This is a genomic window from Exiguobacterium sp. s36, from assembly GCF_018618345.1.
Classification (GTDB): Bacteria; Bacillota; Bacilli; order Exiguobacteriales; family Exiguobacteriaceae; genus Exiguobacterium; species Exiguobacterium chiriqhucha.
Genome location: NZ_JACSLW010000001.1, coordinates 667,750 through 685,922, shown reverse-complemented (window position 1 = coordinate 685,922; position 18,173 = coordinate 667,750). Strand labels below are relative to the sequence as shown.

The window sequence follows — 18,173 nt, the reverse complement described above, 5'->3', positions numbered from 1 at the left end:
GACAACATGAGTGAACAATTGAAACAAGAAAAGAACCTTCTCGAGATGCAGCTCGCTGAACAAATCGAGGAAAATAAACGACTTCAACGTGAATACCGCATCACGAGCCAACAATATCAACGTCTGTTGCATCGGTACGCCGAACTGCTCTATACGGTGGAATGGATTTCAAAAGAAGTCGATAAGGCCGATAAACGCTATCGCCAACTTAATCGTAAATATCAAAGTTTGACCCAGTCGAAAGTCGGAAAAGGATTGCTCGCAGCGCGTGCCGTCCGAAGCCGTGTCGGCAAAATCGTCAAACGGAAATGACCAGCCGGGAGCGACATGTGATGTGTCGCTTCCTTATTAGTGAAATCGAGGGGAATACCCCGCAGTTTGGAGGAAAGACATATGGGTTGGCAAACGAAAGCACGTCGGGCGGCACATCTCGGTGTCCAACGCTCGCGTCGCGTCGGGAAACGCATCATCAACAAGGCGCTCAACCGCGTGACATCTCGTCAAGCGGGACCGATCGTCCCGAATTGGTACACCGCATCGGATGCGGTCCATCTAGAAGGGGCCGACGTCGTCATCTCACGCCCGGAAGCGGTCGTCTTGACGTATCGTCCGGATGAGAAAGAAGACACGATCGACATCAAAAAAGTGTTCTCGAAATCGAATCGGACGATGCACGTCCAGTTCCGCGCGAAGGCGGCCGGTGATGTCACACCTGCCATCAAAGTGTCGCTCTATCAACGGAACAAACATTCACGTGACGTGTTCGTCTACAATCAGACTCCGACCGATATCGCCTTGCTCGCGAACGAGACGAAAGTCCGCTTCACGGTCGAGACGGAAGGAAAAGGCTCGTATAGTGTCATCGAACTGAACGTCAACGGTGTCTCGCTCTGGGACGTCGAAGGGATGGCTTATCACATGCAGGATAGCGATTTCGACTATCGCATCGATTTGACGCCAAAACAGCTCGAATTGATTTCGGCCATCAACCGTGTCGTCGATTTTGAAGATGACAAACTGTTGTTGCACGGCGTCGGTGGCCAATACGTCCACTTCGGTGTCGGCGAATCGGCCCTCCCGCATGTGAACACGAAACGCGCCATCGACTTCCCGCTCGGGGATATGGACGATGACGTCTATCGTTTCTATTTAAAAGGGATGGTGACGGGCACGGCGAACGCCTCGCTGTTCGTCGTCACGTATACGGCTGATGGACAAGATCAAATGATCGAGGTCCCGCTCGGACTGAGTGGCATCATCCGTCTGACACCGAGCCATACGACGGTCCGTTATTTCGTCCGCTTGTCTGGTCACGGTGAACTACATGGTTTGAAACTCGGCATGGTTCGCGAGAAGAGCGTCCGCCGTGAAGAGATTTTATCGCTCAAACCATCGATGTGGACGGTGCCGACACCGGACACGATCAAATTGAAACACAAGCAAGACCAGCTCGTCGTCAAGTTGAAGACCGGGGAAGGCAATCGCCGTTACATCTCGTATGCTGAGACGAACAACAGCTTCAAGCTGTTACCGGTCGACTTCTTGTTCGACGTCAAATCGAACAGCCGTTACCGGGTCACGCTCGACGGCGAGATGGGCGAAGGGACGAACGTCGTCCTCTATATCATCACGTACTCGACGGAAGGTCGCTTGAACATGCAGCAAGTCCAACTCGGCTCGGAGAAAATTTTCGAGTTTGAGAAAGAGGCGCGTCGTCTCCGCTTCGCGCTTCGTGTCGACGGCGACGGGGAAGCGGTCATCGACCGGATTCGCGTCACTGAAGAGATCATCAGCGACCGCACGCGTAGCCCGGAATGGCTCGATGTGCGCGAGGCCCGTCTCTTCCGTGCCGTGCCGCGTGAGCTGCACGAATTGAAAGTCGCGGCCATCTTTGATGAGTTCACCACCGCCTCGTACCGCCCAGAATGTGACTTGATCACGTTCACACCGGATAACTGGCCGGCCGTCCTCGCCGATGAACAACCGGACTTCTTGATGGTCGAGTCGGCGTGGAAAGGGAACGCCGGGGCGTGGGAGAAGAAGGTCGTCAAATACGGCACGAACACGTGGGAAGAGCTCGACGGCCTGCTTGAATGGTGCCGTCACAACAACATCCCGACCGTGTTCTGGAACAAAGAAGACCCGATTCACTACGACCGCTTCATCGAGACGGCGAAACGATTCGACTACGTCTATACGACGGACGAGAACCGGGTCGAGGATTACATCCGCGACTGCGGGCACGACCGTGTCGGCGCGCTCCCGTTCGCGGCACAACCGAAAGAACACAACCCGATTCGTTTACCGGGGACACGTGAACCGTACGCCTCGTTCGCGGGCTCGTATTACACGAACCGACACGAGTCGCGTCGTCAAGACATGGACCGTTTGTTCGCCGCGGCGGACCGCTACGGCCTCGTCATCTATGACCGCAACTATGAGATGAACCAACGCGGTGAGACGGATCAGCTCCAATTCCCGGAACAGTTCCGTGACTCGATTCGCGGCAGTTTGAAATATAACCAAATCGCGAAAGCGTATAAAGGCTTTAAAGTCATGCTGAACGTCAACTCGGTCAATGACTCACCGACGATGTTCTCGCGTCGTGTGTTCGAAGGCCTCGCCTGTGCGACGCCGGTCGTCAGCACGCGCTCCATCGGTGTCAAACAGATGCTCGGCGATTATGTCTTCCTCGATGAGGGTGACGCCATGCTCGATGAGACGTTCAAGAAGCTGTTGACCGATGACGCGTTCTATGAGGACGTCGCGATGCGCGGGATGCGTCACGTGTTGACGTATCATACGTACACGCAACGTCTCGCCCAAGTCGTCGGGGCAATCGGTATCCCGTATCGTGTCGACCACGCCCGTGTGGCCATGGTCGCCATCGTCCGCTCGAAAGAGGAGATGGAGCGGGTCGTATCGATTTATGAAACGCAAGACTACAAGCATACACACCTCGTCGTGTTCCTCGATAAGTTCGACGGCTATATCGACGTCTATAACGAGTACAACACCGAGACGATCTCGACGTTCATGCTCAGTTATTTGACGCAATATAACGCCTTATCTGAGATTCTGGACGGCTTCGAATGGATGGCGTTCGTGAACCGGGACGACTATTATGGCCCGTCTTACGTGTCCGACTATATTTTGGCAGCGCGTTATGCCGACGCCAACATCTTGACGAAAGGCGACCATTATACGTTTGATGGGACGCTCGAGAAACAAGATGTGGATGCGAGCTATCGCTACGTGTTCGACGCCGTGCCGACGCGTTCGCTCGTCAAACCGGCGGCGCTCCGTTTCTACAGCATCCAAGAGGCACTCGACGTGCTGACGAACGATGCGTCGCTCCAAGAGTTGGCCCAGTCCGGCGAGCGGATCTTTAGCATCGACCCGTATCAATACGTCAAAGGCGGAGCCAATCTCTCCGACGAGATGGCCCAGGAGGTAACGTTATGACGAAAGCACCGCTTCGCGTCCTCGTCTATGGGGACGTGAACTTGAACTTGATTGACGGGTCGGCCATCTGGCTGACGTCCGTCGTCCATATGTTGAAACAAGACCCGTCGATTCACGTCGACGTCTTATTGAAACGCTCGATCGTCAAACCGGAAGTGACGGCGTCGATTCGTGAGTTGCCGAACGTCCGCTTCCTCGACGTATTTGGCGAGACGTCACCGAAGAAGGACGAACCGTACTATGAGAAGAAAGTACTCGAGCCGTCTGAAGCGGCCCAACTCATCCATGAGCTCATGATGAGCGGCTCGTACGACTTGGCCTTCATCCGTGGCTTCCAGCTCGCCTACAACTTGTCGGCGTATGAGGACACGATGGCGAAGACGTGGACGTATATCACTGACTTCACCCACGACCATACGCAGGCGTCGGACGAAGAATTGGCCCGCTTGAAGCAAATCGCCTCACGCTCGGCCCGCATGCTCTGCCAGACGTCGGCGATGAAAGATTATTTTGAGACGTTCCTCCCGACGGAGCGACCGTTCCTCATCTTGAACCCGATGATTCCGAACGTGAAAGAGGCGACGCCATCGTTCACGAAACCGAACGACCGCCTCGTCTATACAGGCAAGTTTGCGCCGCTCTGGTATTCGAGCGAGATTTTGACGGCGTTCGCAAAATTGCGCGCCGCACATCCGACGGCCGAGCTTCATGTCGCCGGTGACAAGTTCAATCAAGACCCGAACAACCCGAACTTCCGCAAAGACGTGACACATCGACTCGGTCACGATCCAGGCGTGACATGGCTGAAAGGAATCCCGCGTCGCGATGTCGAGACGTTAATCGAGTCGAGTGCGGTCGGAGTATCTTGGCGCCATCCGGAACTCGACGCCTCGCTCGAACTGTCGACGAAGCTACTCGAGTATGGTGCGCTCGGAAAGCCGGTGCTACTCAACCGTAATCCGATGCATGAGCTCATCCTCGGAGCGGACTATCCGTTGTTCGTCAATTCAGAGTCAGAGTTCATCGACAAGGCGCGTCTCGCGCTCACGGACGCCACCATCTACCGTGAGGCCGCCAAGCGTCTGTATGACATGGCCCAGTATTATACGTTCACGAACACGCATGCGCGCCTCCGTGACGAGCTGTGGGCGATGAAGAAGTTGACGATCGTCTTCGCGGGCCACGACTTGAAGTTCTTGAAGCTGTTCATGCAGAAGTTCTCGGAGAACCCGCGCTTCAACGTGCTCGTCGACCAATGGGACGGCCATAAGATTCACAACGTCAATCACAGTAAGGCGTGCCTCGAGCAGGCCGATATCATCTTCTGTGAATGGGGACTCGGCAACGCCGTCTGGTACTCGGAGCACAAGTTGCCGCACCAAAAGCTGATTGTGCGGATTCACCGTCAAGAGAAAGAGACACCGTTCCCACGTCAGTACAACTTGCATAACATCGACAAAATCATCCTCGTCTCGCCGTATATGCTCGAAGAGATGTACCGTCTGTTCCGCATTCCGCGCCACAAGATGACGATGATTTATAACGCCGTCGACGGGAAACGCTTGGCTCAGCCGAAAGTGAAACAAGATTTGACGTTCCACCTCGGTATGATCGGCGTCAACCCGAAACTGAAGCGACTCGATTTGGCGCTCGATTTGCTCGAGCAGCTGTTGCAACAAGATCGTCGCTATAAACTCTTTATTAAAGGACATCATCCGAACGAGATTTATTGGATCAATAAACGGGAAGATGAAAGAGCGTATTACGACAAGTTGCTCGCCCGACTTGAAGAGCCGCAGTTCCAGTCGAGCGTCCAGTTCGACGGACACGGCGATGATGTCGCTGAATGGCTACAAAAGATTGGCTTCGTCCTCTCGATGAGCGATCTCGAGAGCTTCCATTTGGCACCTGCCGAAGCGATGACGTCGGGCACGTATCCGCTCATCCGTCACTGGACGGGGAGCGAGACGATTTATCCGGACGCGTTATTATTGGAAGATGTGTCCGACGCCGTCGGCATCATCCGTTCGTACGCCGACGATTCTGATCGTCTGCTCGAAGCGGCAAAACCGCTTCAAACCTATGCATTTGAGCACTTCGCGGTCGAAACACTTGCTAAAAAGCTGGAACAGCTTATACTAGAGGCGTTGTCCGAAACGGAAAAACATTGATTTGTCATTAAAATGTAATTGCCCGGCTGATTTGTTCAAGAGTATAATGAGTATTGTTTTATTGTCGAAACTGAAATAAAATGATGGACATGCTCGCATCGAGAAATCGCAGGGCACACACACACTTGGAGGTTACTACAAATGAAAGTATGTACAGTAGGTCTTGGGTATATTGGTTTGCCGACATCGGCAGTCTTCGCTAAATACGGCGTCGACGTCGTTGGGGTAGACATCTCTCAAAACGTCGTAGATAAATTGAACCGTGGTGAAATCCACATTGAAGAGCCAGGTCTCGGCGAAGTCGTCGCAGACGTCGTCGCGCAAGGTAAATTCCGTGCGTCACTCTCACCGGAGAAAGCGGACGCATTCATCATCGCTGTCCCGACACCAAACAATGATGACGAGCACAAGTCGTGCGACCTCACATACGTCTTGGACGCGACACGTAAAGTCCTTCCATTCGTCGAGAAAGGCAACGTCATCATCGTCGAGTCGACGATCGCACCACGTACAATGGACGATTTCGTCAAGCCACTCGTCGAAGAAGCTGGATTCGTCGTCGGCGAAGACATCTTCCTCGTTCACTGCCCAGAGCGTGTCCTTCCTGGACAAATCTTGCATGAGCTCGTGCACAACAACCGCATCGTCGGCGGCATCACGCCTGCTTGTGCGGAAGCTGGCGCACGCGTCTACGGCACATTCGTCGAAGGCGAAATCGTCAAGACGGACGCGAAGACGGCTGAAATGTCGAAACTCATGGAAAACACGTTCCGTGACGTCAACATCGCCCTCGCAAACGAACTCGCTAAAGTTTGTAACGACCTCGACATCAACGTCCTCGACGTCATCGAAATGGCCAACAAACACCCGCGCGTCAACTTGCATAGCCCGGGTCCTGGCGTCGGTGGTCACTGCCTCGCGGTCGACCCATACTTCATCGTCGCGAAGTCACCTGACCTCGCTCAAATCATCAACTTGTCGCGTGAGACGAACGTCTCCATGCCAGCCTACGTGGCCGACAACGTCGAGAAGCTCGTTGCGGGCATCGAAGACGCGAAAGTCGCTGTCTTCGGCGTGACGTACAAAGGAAACGTCGACGACATGCGTGAAAGCCCAGCTGTCGACATCTGTGAGCTCTTGCTCGACCGTGGCGTGAACATCTCGGTTCATGACGGTCACGTCGAGAAGTCGACATCGAGCCGTTTCGACCTCGTCTCGAAAGAAGAAGCGATCGCAGGCGCGGACCTCGTCCTCGTCCTCGTCGACCACAACGAGTTCAAGACACTCGATTTCGCTGAACTCAGCGGAGCGATGCGTCGTCCGATGATCTTTGATACGCGCAACATCGTGAAGCCAGCTGGCGAAGATGTGGCAGTCGTTAACTACGGCAACTTGTACAAATTTACAAAGGAAACGAATCTCGTACGTTGATTCAAGGTGAATTCACATGTTTAAATCCGCGAAAGCTATTCTTTCAGAACTGCAGTCGAGTAAGTATCTGATCATGCGTCTCGCGACGTATGAGACGAAGAGCAACTATTCAATGCAGTACCTCGGATTTTTATGGGAATTCGTCACGCCATTGCTGCAAATCGCAGTCTATTGGTTTGTATTTGGATTTGGTATTCGAAGCGGCAGGCCGATTGATGGCGTGCCGTTTCTGCCATGGCTCGTTGCAGGGATTGTCGTCTGGTTCTTTATTGCCGCGGCAATCACTTCTACGGCTCGGTCTGTCTATTCGAAGATTGGGTTAGTTTCCAAGATGAGCTTTCCAATCTCAACGATTCCTGCTTACGTCCTGTTATCGTTGTTTTATCGCCATGCCATTTTAGTGGCGGTATCCTACGTGTTAATGTGGGCGTTCGGCTATCCGATGGGGCTTCATTCGCTTTGGTTCATATACTTGGCGATCAGTGCTCTTGCCTTACTTTACTCGCTAGCGTTAATCACGTCCGCACTGACGACCATCGTGCGCGACTTACAAAACTTACTGCAATCGCTTATGCGAATGCTCATGTACTTGACGCCGATTTTTTGGGTTCCGACCGGCCGTCTCGCAGAGGTTCTTCAAATCAACCCGTTGTACTATTTGATTGAAGGGTATCGTTCGATGTTCCTCGGGACCGATTGGCTCGCGAACAACTGGGCGTATGGTCTCTACTATTGGGCGATCGTGCTCGTCCTCTTCTTTGTCGGTTCGATGATCCATATGCGCTTCCGTCGATATTTCATCGATTACATTTGAGGAGGCTATCATGTACCAAGTTAAATTTGAGAACGTGTCAAAACGTTATACGTTATACAACAAGCCGACCGACAAATTGAAGGAGATTTTCCTCAATAAAACGAACGGCAAGCAATTCTACGCACTCCGGAACGTCACGTTTGAAGTGCCGCCGGGCGAAGTCGTCGGCATCATCGGCATCAACGGGTCAGGGAAATCGACGATGTCGAACCTGCTCGCGGATGTCATGCCGCCAACCCATGGTCAAATTGAACTGAAAGGCAAGACGGCGCTCATCGCGATCTCGTCTGGCTTGAACGGGAACTTGACCGGGATGGAGAATATCGAATTAAAAGGGCTCATGCTCGGGATGACGAAACATGAGATTGCCGAGCTGACGCCAGAAATCATTGATTTCGCTGATATCGGTGATTTCATTCATCAACCTGTCAAGACGTATTCGAGCGGGATGAAATCGCGCCTCGGGTTTGCGATTTCCATCAACATCGATCCCGACATTCTCGTCATCGATGAGGCGCTCTCGGTCGGTGACCAAACGTTCACCGACAAGTGTCTCGCCAAAATGAACGAATTTAAGGATCAAGGCAAGACGATCTTCTTCATCAGCCACTCCGTGTCCCAAGTCCGACAGTTCTGTACGCTCGGACTATGGCTCGAGTTCGGCGAGGTCCGTGAATACGGGCCGGTCGAAGAAGTCGCACGCGAATATAACAAATTTTTAAAATGGTTCCGTAACTTATCGAAAGATCAGCAAGACGCGTTTAAAGCGGATAAGTTGAAACGCCGGACAACCGTTGTCGAATCTACAGAGCTCGGCGAGACGTATATCTTGCCGCCGCTCACAGAAGAGGAGTTAGCGAATCGATGAAAAAAGTAATGACTGTCTTCGGAACACGCCCAGAAGCGATTAAAATGGCACCACTCGTTCTTGAATTGAAGAAACGTGAAGGGGTCGAACCAATCGTCGTCGTCACGGCGCAGCACCGTCAAATGCTTGACCAAGTGCTCGAGTTGTTCGAAATCAAGCCAGACTACGATTTAGATATCATGAAAGACAAACAAACGTTGTACGACGTGACGTCACGCGTCCTCAAAGGAATGGGAGAAGTCATCGCTGAAACGAAGCCGGACATCGTCCTCGTCCATGGTGACACGACGACGACGTTCGGGGCATCACTCGCGGCGTTTTACAATCAAGTCGCGGTCGGGCACGTCGAAGCCGGTCTTCGCACGTACAACAAGTACTCGCCATTCCCAGAAGAGATGAACCGTCAGCTCACAGGCGTCATGGCCGACCTTCACTTCGCTCCGACGGAAACGTCGAAAGAGAACTTGCTTCGTGAAAACAAGCCGGAAGACAAGATCTTCGTCACCGGAAACACGGCAATCGACGCACTCAAAACGACGGTCCGCGAGGACTACTCGAACGAGTTGCTCGATTCAATCCGTGAATCGGGACGCCGTCTCGTCTTACTCACGGCCCACCGCCGCGAGAACCTCGGCGAGCCGATGCGCAACATGTTCCGCGCTGTGCGCCGTTTGATTGAGAAATACGACGATATCGAAGTCGTCTATCCGGTCCACATGAACCCGGTCGTTCGCGAACTCGCCAACGAGATTTTGCACGATATCGACCGTGTCCACTTGATTGAACCGCTCGACGTCTTCGACTTCCATAACTATGCATCGATTTCGCACTTGATCCTCACGGACTCGGGCGGCGTGCAAGAAGAAGCACCGTCACTCGGTGTTCCAGTCCTCGTCCTTCGTGACACGACGGAACGTCCGGAAGGCGTGGCCGCTGGTACATTGAAACTCGCTGGTGTCGAGGAAGAAGTCATCTTCGGTCTTGCCGACGAACTTCTCTCGGACGCGATGGCTTACGAGAAGATGTCGAAAGCCTCGAACCCATACGGTGACGGCGAAGCATCACGTCGCATCGTCGACGCCATTTTGGCAACAGACTTCTAATAACTTAATGTAAAAGAATAAGAGTTGTCTCGTACATGCGTACGGCAACTCTTTTCTTATAAAACGGAGGAAACGATATGGCAGTCAAAAGAATCCGCCCTGCGATTTATCATTATTATCCGCGCGGTTACCAGAAGGATCACTTACGGATGCGCGAAGAAGGGTATAAGACAGAGGTTACGTTCATGCCGGAGAGTGAGTCCGACTCGATTTACGTACAACTGTTCGATTTGAAATTCGAGATTCCGCCGTCGCAAATGTTTTTGCCGGACGCGCAGATGGACCCTTGCCAAACGATTGGCCTCGATACGCATATTCACGTGCTCAGTGACAAGACCGTGAAGCTCGAGATGTATTTCATGCAGTATACGAAGAAAGAACGCGTCTCGAATAAACGCTTCAAGTTGACGCTCAACCCGGGCGACAACCACATCGAGGAGTCGATTCCTCAAGTCGAAGGGGCAGAGTACTTCAAACTCTCATACAAATATGTGATTGAGACGACGGAGCCTCAGACGATTCGACTCGATGATCTATACCTCTCGTTTGAGGAGTAATCTTGTAGGAAGGGACTAACTGATATGCTATTTAGTTCAACCGTCTTTTTATTTTATTTCTTGCCGATTGTACTCGGCCTGTACTTTATCTCACCGCGTCCCATTAAAAACACGATTTTGCTCGTCGCGAGTCTGTTTTTCTACGCCTGGGGTGAACCGCGATTTGTATTGATTATGCTTGCGTCGATCGCGATGAACTATGTCTTCGGACTGCTCGTCGACCGCGACCGTCATCATGAAAAGAAAATCAAGCTATGGATGACACTCATGGTGCTCGGGAACCTCGGGATGCTTGGGGTGTTCAAATATGCGAGCTTCTTCGTCGAGAACGTCAACAGCGTGCTCGGTTTCTCGTTGAACGACCCGGAAATCCCGCTCCCGCTCGGTATCTCGTTCTTCACGTTCCAAGCGATGAGTTACGTCATCGACGTGTATCGCAAGGACGGGCAAGTCCAACGCAACATCTTTGACTTGGCCTTATACGTCTCGTTCTTCCCGCAATTGATTGCCGGACCGATTGTCCGCTATCAAACGGTCGCCGATGAGATTGTCGACCGTCGTGAGACGATTGATGACTTCGTGTCTGGGATTCAGCGCTTCGTTATCGGTCTCGGGAAGAAAATGATTTTAGCGAACAGCGCTGGCTACGTCGCTGACCAGATTTTTGGCATGCCGGCCGGAGAGATGTCGACAACACTCGCCTGGATCGGGATTATCGCCTATTCGCTCCAAATTTACTTCGATTTCTCAGGTTATTCAGATATGGCCATCGGGCTAGGGCGTATGTTTGGGTTCCACTTCTTAGAGAACTTTAACTACCCGTATATCTCTCGTTCTGTTTCGGAGTTTTGGCGCAGATGGCATATGTCACTCGGTAGCTGGTTCCGTGACTACGTCTATATCCCGCTCGGCGGAAATCGCCAAGGCGAATGGAAGACGTACCGCAACTTGGCTGTCGTCTGGTTCTTGACTGGGATTTGGCACGGGGCGAGCTGGACGTTTATCGCCTGGGGTGTATACTATGGGGTATTCATCATGCTCGAACGTGCATTCCTCGGGAAATGGTTGAAGGCGATGCCGTCTTGGCTGTCGCTGTCATTCACGTTGTTCGTCGTCATCATTGGTTGGGTCTTCTTCCGAGCTGACGATTTCCCGTATGCGATTGCTTACTTACAGACGATGTTCGGCCTTCACGGCGGACCGCTGTTCGATCAACAAGCACTCTACTACTTGGTCCAATATGGGGTCGTACTCTTGGTCGCCATCATTGCGGCCACACCGATTCCACGTATCGTCGTCGGGAAGTTCTTGAGTCAAGAACTCGATGACACGAAAACGACGGCGACCCGCCGAATCGTCGGGCTCGTCCGGGTGAGCGGTGTGCTCGTGCTCTTCTTCTTGTCGATTTCGTATATCGTATCGAGCACGTTCAACCCGTTCATCTACTTCCGCTTCTAAAGAGAAAGGAGCAATATGATGCAGAAGCCATTAGATTCTAGAAAACCTAGCCCGCGGCCGATTGAGAAAAAGCCGAAAGGGCTCGAACAATCCTGGTTCGCCGATTTTCTGTTGCTCGGTGTCTTTTTAGGAGTGATTTTCCTTGGACTGGCCACGTATTGGTTCGGTCAGGATCGGGAAGTATCGGTACTAGAAGGGCGTCAGCTCGCGCAACAGCCGGACGTCTCGGTCAGTGCCGTGCGGGATGGTTCTTACATGGAAGAGTTCGAAAGCTACTCGAGCGACCAAGTGTTTCAACGTGACCGTTGGATGGGTCTGCAGGCAGGCTTCCAAAAGAACGTCTTCCAACAAAAAATCAATAACGGGGTACTCGCCCTCGACAATGGGGTGCTCATCGGTCCTGATGAGCCTGTACGCGGGTTCGATAACATGAAGCGTCTGTTCCCTGAGTTCGGGGCAGCGATGCAAGAACAGGATGTCCCGGTCTACTTCGCGTCCGCGCCGAGTAAACCGGTCCATGCGGCGCAAAACGAGATGATTCCGGACTACGTCATCAGTGGTGACTTAGAGAGCCGCGGCAATCTCCATGACGCGGTCGATGGGGCCGACTTTGAGCTCATCGACCTCGGAGAGACGCTCTTTGAGCAGCCGATGGAAGACATCTATTTCTATAACGATCACCACTGGAACGTGCAAGGCGCATTCCTCGGGTATCAGCAAATCATCGAGCGGCTCCAACAGGACTATGAGGACGTGCCAAAATTAGAGGCGTCCGACATGGAGACGTTCAAAATCGAGCAGCCTTACTACGGCTCATACGCTCGTGAGATTTCCCTTCCATACGTCGAGAAGCTCGACTACTTGGAGTGGATGGAACCGAAAGACGGTTTCACGACCGAGGTATGCCGGAACGGGGATGATTGCGGTCATTCGGTCATCGCCCGCGAAGAAGCGGAAGAGACGAACCGATTCGCTGATTTCTATAAAGTGTTCATGAAAGACAACTACGGACAGTTGCGCATCGAGCAGAAAGATCCGGTCAACGACTTGCACGTGCTCGTCTTGAAGGATTCGTATGCAAACCCGGTGCTCGGCTTCCTCGGGGAGTCGTTCGGAACGGTCTCGGCGATTGACGTCCGCTACGCGGAAGGCAAAGTCGATATCACGGACTACGTCGAAGAGAACGATGTCGACCTCGTTTTGTTCATGCATAACGACCGCATCTCCGGAATGTCTGGGGATTACGAAGATAGCTTTTAACAAACTGCCAATCATCCACGCGATGATTGGCTTTTTTTGACGAGAAGTCGCTATACTAACAAGTAGGCAGGTGAGAGAGATGAAACGACGAACCGCCGACGGGACGTATCGGTACGTCCTCGTCCTCGGCGCCAAAGTGAATGGCATCCGACCATCGAGCGCTTTGCGCTATCGGATTGAAGCAGCCGCTGCCTATGCGAACCAGTATCCGCACGTCGAACTGATTGCTTCCGGCGGGCAAGGTCCCGATGAAGGGATGGCGGAAGCGCGCGTCATTGCCCGGGAATTAATGGCCCGAGGGATTGACGAGACCCGCATCCATATCGAGGCGGAGTCGACGTCGACGGTGGAGAACTTTCAGTTGAGCCGCCCGATTTGGGACGGCGCGCCCGGGCTGACCATCGTCACGAACGACTTCCACGTCAGACGGGCCCGGCTCGTCGGGCGGCTGTATTTTGGTCTATCGACCGACGCGCTTTATGCGAAGACGCCGACGGCCACGAAATTGAAATACGTCGCCCGTGAACAGCTGGCGTACGTGAAACTATTCATCAACTATATGCGCTGGAAATGGCGAGCATGACAAAAGGGACTTCAGCGCGAAGTCCCTTTTTCGTGTTATAGCGTACCGATGATCATCCCACCGATGACGCCGACGATGACGAGCGCCCACGGCGGCATCTTCCAATACGCAATCATGGCGAACAAGAAGGCGGCGAAGACGAAATCGACCGCACCGTTGACGGTACTTGTGAAAATCGGCTGATAGAACGCCGCAATCAAAATCCCGACGACGGCGGCGTTGACCCCGATGAGTGCGCCCGCGACTTTCGGGTTGCGACGGAGCGCATCCCAAAACGGCAAGGCACCTAGAATCAACAGGAACGCCGGCAAGAAGATGGCGAGCGTCGCGAGCAGTCCGCCCGGCACACCATTGATGACCGTCCCGAGGTAAGACGCGAACGTGAAGAGCGGTCCCGGTACGGCTTGGGCGGCCCCGTAACCAGCGAGGAACGCCTCTTCGCTCAAGAAGCCGGTCGGTACGAGCTCACGCTCGAGCAGCGGCAAGACGACATGACCACCACCGAAGACGAGCGCCCCGGCCCGATAGAAGCTATCGAACAAGGCGATCGATTGACTTTCAATCGTCTCACGTAAAATCGGCAAGATGACGAGCAACGCACCGAACAGACCGAGCAGTGTCGCCCCGAGTCGTTTCGAGAGCGGGAACGACGCCGATTTGACGTCCAAGTTGTTCGGTTTGAACAGCAAGAATCCAGCTAGACCGGCGAGCAGGATGACGAGTACTTGACTGTAGGCAGTTTGCCATAACAACACGCCGGCGAGCGCGAAGAAGGCGATCGTGCGCGTCTTCGCATCGGGCGTCAATTTGCCGGCCATCCCGAGGATAGCGTGGGCGACGATCGCGACCGCGACGACTTTTAACCCATAGAGCCAGCCCGCGTCCGAGACGTCGAGTCCCGAGACGAGCAAGGCGAACAAAATGAGAGCGATGACGGACGGTGATGTGAAGCCGATGAACGACGTGATCCCGCCGAGAATTCCGCCTCGGACGATGCCAATTCCAATCCCGACCTGACTACTGGCCGGACCGGGCAAGAACTGACAGAGGGCGACGAGGTCGGCGTAGGCACGTTCGTCCATCCATTTGCGGCGACGGACGTACTCCTCATGGAAATAACCGAGGTGGGCGACCGGTCCGCCGAAAGATGTCAGTCCGAGTCGGGTCGAGACGAATAAAATCTCTAGTAACGTCTTGAACGTTACACGTTGTTTAGACATGTGATTCACTCCTTAATCTCTTTAAATAGTTCATACGCTTTTTGACGGGCTTCCGCCAATACGACGAGACCTTTTTCGGTCGTCGTATAGTTCTTCCGGATATGGCCTCCGACGAGCTCATTGGTCCGGACGAGCAGGCCATCCTGTTCCATCGTGTGTAAAATTGGATAGAGCGTGCCGGCACTGATCGAGTAGCCGTGCTCTCGAAGTTCTTCGACCATCCACGCGCCATATACCGGATGTTCGGCAGCATGATGCAAGATGTGAATATGAATAAAGCCGAGGAACAGCTTGCGAAGGACGCGGTCTTCCACGTACATCATCTCCTTGAAATCGATTTTCGATATCGGATGTCGAAATCAGTGTAACAACCTAAGCAAATTTATGCAACCGTCGAACGTGTACCTTTACAAAAACTTCATGTAACCGATTCACAAGAATCGATTCGGCAAATATAGGGAATTCATAAAAAATGAGGTAAACTGAATAATAGAAGTAAGCAGAGGAGGAACCGACGTGGCAGACCTAAACCAAACCAAATTCCAATCCTTGTTGCGCCATATGCCCCAAGGCTACGTCGAATTTAAAGTGCTCTACGATGAGGCGGGGGAGCCCGTCGATTACGAGTTCCATGAAGTGAACGAGGCGTTCGAGCGCATCATGAAGGCGAAGCGCGAACACTTTCTCGGGGGGCGCATCACCGACAAGTTGAAAGACTTTGAGTACAGCGAGCGGGAGTGGATCGTCCAAGTCGCACGGGCCGTGGATAGTGGGGAAGCGATCACGTTCGAACATTTCTCCCGCCGCAACAAGGCTTGGTATGAGTTGTCCGTGTTCAGTGAACGTCCGGGGTACGTGTCGACGTTGTTCCATGACATTACGCCACACGTCCAAGAGAACAATGCACTGAAGCAACTCGTCAACGTGTCACACCGGTTCGTCACGACCGGGCGCGAACTATTGATGAACCAACATTTTCTCGATCAGATTCGTGGTTTCACCGGGGCCAAGGCCGTGACACTCAATCTAGTCGATGACGATGGCAATACGTACTCGACCGTTGCCTTGTCGGGAATCGATGAGCTGCTCGAACGCAGTCTCGACGTACTCGGCTTCCATCCGGTCGGACGAAAATGGCCGATGAGTCCAAAACGATTGAAGTTGTTAGAAGCGCCGAGCCCGATTATCTTCGACGATATTTTACCGCTCGTCGAAGGTGTGCTGCCGAAGCGGCTCATCAAAAATATTTTGCGTATCTTTGACCTCGGTCAAGTCATCTTATTCAAAATCGAGAAGGATGGCGTATTTTATGGAGATTTGACGATTGTCATGCAAGGAAATAAACAAGCGAGCCGGCTCGGTCTCGTTGAGTTGTACATCGTGCACATCCTTGAACAGATGACGAAAGCAGACCGGCAAATCGGAGATGCGAAAGAATCGATGTTCGAAGGGTTTGCGACTGTCGATTTGGAATGCATCATGTCTAATAAAAATCATGAGATTTTCCATTTGAACGTGGCTTGGGAGCGCGTGCTCGGGTTTCCACTCGAAGAGCTCGAGAATATGGACTTCACGAGCCTCGTCCATCCCGATGACGTCGAGAAGACGAATGAAGCGTTCGCCTTGCTTGAGGAAGGGCAAGACATCTTCCGCTTTATCAACCGATACCGGACCGTCGACGGGGACTATCGCTCAATCGAATGGCATTCAAAGGCACAAGGCAATTATATATATGCCGTCGCCAAAGACGTGACGGAGCGGGTCCAGCTCGAGGAAGAACTCGCCGAGCGGGACCGTTTGCTCACGAAACTATCGGATCAAGTCCCTGGTGCCATCTATCAGTTTGAGCGCCGACCGGACGGCAGTTTCCATTTTCCGTTCTTTAGCCGAGGATTCGAAGTGTTGACCGGGATCACATTCGAGGAGATGAAGGACGACCCGGAGCTCGTGTTCTCGAAGATTCATCCCGATGACTACCCGAACGTGATGGCGAGTATCGAGGCGTCGTATGAGAATTTGACGATTTGGGACGCGGAGTTCCGTGTCATCACACCGGACGGGGGGACGACGTGGATTTTAGGATCGTCGCGTCCAGAGAAGCTCGGTGAAGGTCACGTCCTCTGGCACGGCTATATCGGCGATGTGACCGAGAAGAAAAAATATGAGATGGAAATCGAATACTTGAGTTATCACGATCAATTGACCGGGGTAAAAAATCGTCGATATTTCGATGAGGCTCTGATCACATACGACGAACCATGCTATTATCCGCTCGCTTTGATTGTCGTTGATATTAACGGATTAAAGTTGACGAACGATGCGTTTGGTCATCTCGTCGGGGACCGTTTGTTGATTGAAGCGACGATGACGCTCAAGCGTGAGATTCGTGGCAAGGATACGGTCGCTCGAATCGGAGGTGATGAGTTCGTCATCATCATGCCGAACACGTCGCGCGACGAGGCAATTCTTCTATCAGAACGTTTGAGTCAGCTGTTTCACGATAAAGCGATTGAAGGCTTGCCGATCTCGGCATCGTTCGGGGAAGCGGTGAAAGTCGACGACTCGCTCTCCATTTCCGAAGTGTTCAACTTGGCCGAAGATCGAATGTACCACCATAAGGTTTCCGAGAAACAGAGCCGGCGACATTACTCGATTCAACTCATCATGCGGACGCTTTATGAGAAGATTCCGCGCGAGGAGGCCCATTCACAGCGCGTCGCCGAATTGTCACGACAACTGGGGCAAGCGATGAACTTCACGAGCGCCGAAGTGAACGAGCTCGTTACGGCCGCAACGCTTCACGATATCGGCAAAGTTGCGATTAGCAATGAGATTTTAGACAAGCCTGGGATGTTGACTGAGGCGGAATGGCGTGAAATCAAACGTCATCCCGAAGTGAGTTATAACATCTTGAGCACGGTGCCGGAGTATGGGCCACTATCCGAAATCGTGCTGGCCCATCATGAGCGGTGGGACGGGAAAGGATATCCGAAAGGGATCAGCGGCGAGCAGATTCCGCTCGCGGCACGAATTATCTCGATTGCCGACACGTTCGACGTGATGGTGACGGGACGCCCGTACCGGAAAGCGAAGACGCTTGATGAGGCGCTCGCGGTCATCGAAGAAGAAGCGGGCCGGCAGTTCGACCCTGAACTCGTCGAGGTGTTCTTCAAGAAAGTCGTGCCGACGTTGCAGCGGTGATTGAAGCATTAGAAAAAGGAGAGCCATCGCGGCTCTCCGTTT

General features: G+C 53.0%; 13 protein-coding genes and 1 pseudogene. 12 read left to right on the top strand and 2 right to left on the bottom strand.

Going from position 1 to position 18,173, the window contains the following annotated elements; translation table 11 throughout:
- Positions 1 to 6 precede the first annotated feature (6 nt).
- The 11 genes and pseudogenes from KNP95_RS03440 (at position 7) to KNP95_RS03390 (ending at position 13,710) form a co-directional block, all read left to right on the top strand.
- Entirely contained in the window at positions 7 to 312 is a 306-nt protein-coding gene (locus KNP95_RS03440; protein WP_021066429.1) for a hypothetical protein, read from the top strand.
- 81 nt (positions 313 to 393) lie between these two features.
- The gene (locus tag KNP95_RS03435) at positions 394 to 3,465 is read left to right on the top strand and encodes a CgeB family protein (protein ID WP_214835444.1); all 3,072 of its coding nucleotides are present in this window, start codon (positions 394 to 396) and stop codon (positions 3,463 to 3,465) included.
- Positions 3,462 to 5,636, top strand: a complete 2,175-nt coding sequence (locus KNP95_RS03430) for a glycosyltransferase (protein ID WP_035385642.1) — start codon at positions 3,462 to 3,464, stop codon at positions 5,634 to 5,636. The genes KNP95_RS03435 and KNP95_RS03430 overlap by 4 nt, the downstream gene beginning before the upstream one ends.
- A 141-nt stretch (positions 5,637 to 5,777) precedes the next feature.
- Positions 5,778 to 7,067, top strand: coding sequence for a nucleotide sugar dehydrogenase (locus KNP95_RS03425; RefSeq protein WP_021066432.1), 1,290 nt, complete (start codon positions 5,778 to 5,780; stop codon positions 7,065 to 7,067).
- A 16-nt stretch (positions 7,068 to 7,083) separates the two neighbouring features.
- Positions 7,084 to 7,881, top strand: coding sequence for an ABC transporter permease (locus tag KNP95_RS03420; protein ID WP_021066433.1), 798 nt, complete (start codon positions 7,084 to 7,086; stop codon positions 7,879 to 7,881).
- A gap of 7 nt (positions 7,882 to 7,888) precedes the next feature.
- Positions 7,889 to 8,665 (top strand): annotated as a pseudogene (gene tagH, locus KNP95_RS03415) (teichoic acids export ABC transporter ATP-binding subunit TagH); the annotation flags it as partial.
- Positions 8,666 to 8,745: 80 nt separating this feature from the next.
- Positions 8,746 to 9,852 (top strand): non-hydrolyzing UDP-N-acetylglucosamine 2-epimerase, encoded by a 1,107-nt coding sequence (wecB, locus tag KNP95_RS03410; protein WP_214835442.1) that lies wholly within the window; start codon positions 8,746 to 8,748, stop codon positions 9,850 to 9,852.
- A gap of 77 nt (positions 9,853 to 9,929) precedes the next feature.
- Positions 9,930 to 10,409 carry a hypothetical protein gene (locus KNP95_RS03405; protein ID WP_021066436.1) on the top strand — a complete coding sequence of 160 codons (480 nt, stop codon included), beginning with the start codon at positions 9,930 to 9,932 and terminating at the stop codon, positions 10,407 to 10,409.
- A gap of 24 nt (positions 10,410 to 10,433) precedes the next feature.
- Positions 10,434 to 11,867, top strand: a complete 1,434-nt coding sequence (locus KNP95_RS03400; RefSeq protein ID WP_214751580.1) for an MBOAT family O-acyltransferase — start codon at positions 10,434 to 10,436, stop codon at positions 11,865 to 11,867.
- Between the two features lie 18 nt (positions 11,868 to 11,885).
- Positions 11,886 to 13,127, top strand: coding sequence for a DHHW family protein (locus KNP95_RS03395; RefSeq protein ID WP_214801059.1), 1,242 nt, complete (start codon positions 11,886 to 11,888; stop codon positions 13,125 to 13,127).
- 79 nt (positions 13,128 to 13,206) lie between these two features.
- Positions 13,207 to 13,710, top strand: coding sequence for a YdcF family protein (locus KNP95_RS03390; RefSeq protein WP_214801061.1), 504 nt, complete (start codon positions 13,207 to 13,209; stop codon positions 13,708 to 13,710).
- Between the two features lie 35 nt (positions 13,711 to 13,745).
- Here KNP95_RS03390 and chrA read toward each other — a convergent pair whose 3' ends face one another.
- Positions 13,746 to 14,930 carry a chromate efflux transporter gene (chrA, locus tag KNP95_RS03385; protein WP_214835440.1) on the bottom strand — a complete coding sequence of 395 codons (1,185 nt, stop codon included), beginning with the start codon at positions 14,928 to 14,930 and terminating at the stop codon, positions 13,746 to 13,748.
- Positions 14,931 to 14,935: 5 nt separating this feature from the next.
- Complete coding sequence (locus KNP95_RS03380; protein ID WP_021066441.1) at positions 14,936 to 15,244, bottom strand: PadR family transcriptional regulator; 309 nt, start codon at positions 15,242 to 15,244, stop codon at positions 14,936 to 14,938.
- Positions 15,245 to 15,446: 202 nt separating this feature from the next.
- Here KNP95_RS03380 and KNP95_RS03375 point away from each other — a divergent pair, with 202 nt between their 5' ends.
- Complete coding sequence (locus tag KNP95_RS03375) at positions 15,447 to 18,131, top strand: HD domain-containing phosphohydrolase (protein WP_353048971.1); 2,685 nt, start codon at positions 15,447 to 15,449, stop codon at positions 18,129 to 18,131.
- Positions 18,132 to 18,173: the final 42 nt, after the last annotated feature.

Bases quoted from the DNA above. Each gene is read 5' to 3' on its own strand.
- KNP95_RS03405 (WP_021066436.1), top strand. From the start codon at position 9,930: ATGGCAGTCAAAAGAATCCGCCCTGCGATTTATCATTATTATCCGCGC.
- KNP95_RS03390 (WP_214801061.1), top strand. From the start codon at position 13,207: ATGAAACGACGAACCGCCGACGGGACGTATCGGTACGTCCTCGTCCTC.
- KNP95_RS03395 (WP_214801059.1), top strand. From the start codon at position 11,886: ATGCAGAAGCCATTAGATTCTAGAAAACCTAGCCCGCGGCCGATTGAG.
- KNP95_RS03440 (WP_021066429.1), top strand. From the start codon at position 7: ATGAGTGAACAATTGAAACAAGAAAAGAACCTTCTCGAGATGCAGCTC.
- KNP95_RS03430 (WP_035385642.1), top strand. From the start codon at position 3,462: ATGACGAAAGCACCGCTTCGCGTCCTCGTCTATGGGGACGTGAACTTG.
- wecB (WP_214835442.1), top strand. From the start codon at position 8,746: ATGAAAAAAGTAATGACTGTCTTCGGAACACGCCCAGAAGCGATTAAA.
- KNP95_RS03420 (WP_021066433.1), top strand. From the start codon at position 7,084: ATGTTTAAATCCGCGAAAGCTATTCTTTCAGAACTGCAGTCGAGTAAG.
- KNP95_RS03425 (WP_021066432.1), top strand. From the start codon at position 5,778: ATGAAAGTATGTACAGTAGGTCTTGGGTATATTGGTTTGCCGACATCG.
- KNP95_RS03400 (WP_214751580.1), top strand. From the start codon at position 10,434: ATGCTATTTAGTTCAACCGTCTTTTTATTTTATTTCTTGCCGATTGTA.
- KNP95_RS03435 (WP_214835444.1), top strand. From the start codon at position 394: ATGGGTTGGCAAACGAAAGCACGTCGGGCGGCACATCTCGGTGTCCAA.
- chrA (WP_214835440.1), bottom strand. From the start codon at position 14,930: ATGTCTAAACAACGTGTAACGTTCAAGACGTTACTAGAGATTTTATTC.